This window comes from Streptomyces sp. UH6 (genome assembly GCF_013421635.1).
Taxonomy (GTDB): domain Bacteria; phylum Actinomycetota; class Actinomycetes; order Streptomycetales; family Streptomycetaceae; genus Streptomyces; species Streptomyces abyssomicinicus.
Genome location: NZ_JACADT010000904.1, coordinates 1 through 2,330, shown reverse-complemented (window position 1 = coordinate 2,330; position 2,330 = coordinate 1). Strand labels below are relative to the sequence as shown.

1 protein-coding gene is annotated in these 2,330 nt (G+C 74.8%); it reads right to left on the bottom strand.

Going from position 1 to position 2,330, the window contains the following annotated elements; all coding sequences use genetic code 11:
• Window positions 1-7: 7 nt before the first annotated feature.
• Window positions 8-2,330, bottom strand: a 2,323-nt coding sequence (locus HW445_RS27375; RefSeq protein ID WP_180223556.1) for a S41 family peptidase, incomplete at its 5' end; no start/stop codon positions are given.

Sequence of the window (2,330 nt, the reverse complement as noted above, 5' to 3'; positions counted from 1 at the left end):
GGGTGGGTCAGGTGCGGGGTGGCAGTGGGGGGCGGGTGCGGTCGGGGACGGTGTCGCGGTCCGGGGGTTCGGCGGCGGGCCGCTCGGAGAGGAGGTCGAGGGCGATGCGGACGGCCTCCTCCAGGCCGGTGAGGCGGCCCTCGGCCCAGTCCAGCGGGGTGCGCAGGGCCTCGACGTCCGGTTCGACGCCGTGGTTCTCGACCGACCACCCGTACGCGTCGAACCACGCCGCGTTCATCGGCACGGTGATCACCGTGCCGTCGCCGAGCCGGTGGCGACCGGTCATGCCGACCACGCCGCCCCAGGTCCGCTGGCCGACCACCGGGCCGAGCTTCAGCAGCTTGAACGCCGCCGTGATCATGTCGCCGTCGGAGGACGTCGCCTCGTCGGCGACCGCCACCACCGGCCCGCGCGGGGCGTTGGAGGCGTAGGACACCGGCTCGGCGTGCCGGGTGACGTCCCAGCCGAGGATGGTCCGCGTCAGCTGCTCGACCACCAGCTCGCTGATGTGCCCGCCGGCGTTGCCGCGCACGTCGACGATCAGGGCGGGGCGGGACACCTCCATGCGGACGTCCCGGCTGAACTGCGCCCAGCCGGAGCCGCCCATGTCGGGGATGTGCAGGTAGCCGCACCGGCCCTCGCTCAGCTCCCGCACGATCTCCCGCCGCTCGGCGACCCAGGTCTGGTAGCGCAGCGGCCGCTCGTCGGTCAGCGGCAGCACCGCGACCCGGCGGGTGGGGCCGCCGCCGGGAGCCGCGAAGGTCAGCTCCACGGTGGTGTCGCCGGTGCCGGCGAGCAGCGGGAAGGGGCCGGCGGTGACCTCGACCGGGCGGCCGTTCACGTGGGTGAGCACTGCGCCCTCACGGATGCCGGTGCCGGCCAGCGGGGAGCGGGCGCGCGAGTCGGAGGAGTCGCCCGGCAGGATCCGCTTGACCTGCCAGCCCGCCGGCGTGCGCACCAGGTCCGCGCCGAGCAGGCCCTGCCGCCGCTGGTAGTGCGGCGGGCCCTCGTTGCGGCGGGCGGGGGTGACGTAGGCGTGCGAGGTGCCCAGCTCGCCCAGGACCTCGCGCAGCAGGTCGGCGAACTCGTCGGGCGTGGTGACCCGTTCGACCAGCGGGCGGTACTGGGCGAGGACCGCGTCCCAGTCGATGCCGCACATGCCGGGGTCCCAGAAGTAGGCCCGGGTGAGCCGCCCGGCCTCCTCGAACGCCTGCCGCCACTCGGCGCCCGGGTCGACCCGGTGCAGGATCCGCCGGGCGTCGATCCACACCGTGGTGTCGGCGTCGCCGAGTTCGGTGGCCGGCATGGCGCGCAGCTCGCCGTCCTGGACGACCACCAGCCGGGTGCCGTCGCCGCTGACGCCGAACCACTCCAGGTGGTGGACGAGTTCGGTGCGCCGGGCCTTGGCGATGTGGAAGTGCTCCAGGGAGGGCCTGTCGCTGGGATCGTCCGGGTTGGCGAAGGTCTCGCCGAGCGCGCCGGAGATCGGCCAGCGCAGCCAGACCAGACCGCCGCCCGCCACCGGGGTGAGGGAGGAGTACTTGGAGGCGGCCACCGGGAACGGCGTGACCCGGCTCTCCAGGCCCTCCGTCTCGATGGAGACCACGCCCGGCTCGTCCGTCCCCTCCAGCTCCAGTCCGCCCGCCGCCGGGCGGCCCTCGGGGGACAGGGCGAACGGGGACGGCGTGGCGGAGGAGAGCGGCACCAGGTAGGGGCGGGAGCCCAGCGGGAAGGAGAGGTCGCCGGTGTGCACGTCGTACACCGGGTCGAAGCCGCGCCAGGAGAGGAAGGCCAGGTAGCGGCCGTCGCTGGTGAAGACGGGGCTCTCGTCCTCGAAGCGGCCGTCGGTGACGTCGACGACCGTGCCGTCCTTGATCCGGGCCAGTCTGATCCGGCGCAGGGTCCGCCCGACGGTCGGGTGCGACCAGGTGAGCCAGGCGCCGTCGGGGGAGAAGGCGAGGTCGCGGACCGAGCCGTTGCCGGAGCGGACCAGTTCGGTGACCGAGCCGTACGCCTCGGTGTCGGAGCCGGCGTCGTCGGAGACGGTGATCAGCATCAGGCGGCCGTCGTGGGAGGCGACCGCGAGGCGGTTGCCGTCCGGGTCGGCCGCCATCTCCAGCACGCGGCCCAGCCGCCCGGAGGCGAGCCGGTGCGGGGCACGGTCGCCGGTGGCGCGCGGCAGGTAGGCGATCTCGACGGCGTCCTCGCCCTCGGCGTCGGTCACGTAGGCGATCCGCCCGCTGCCGCCCAGCGTCTCCGGCAGGCGTACCCGCACTCCCGGCATGTCGGTGAGGGTCCGCGCCGGGCCGTCGCGGTGGGTGAGCCAGTAC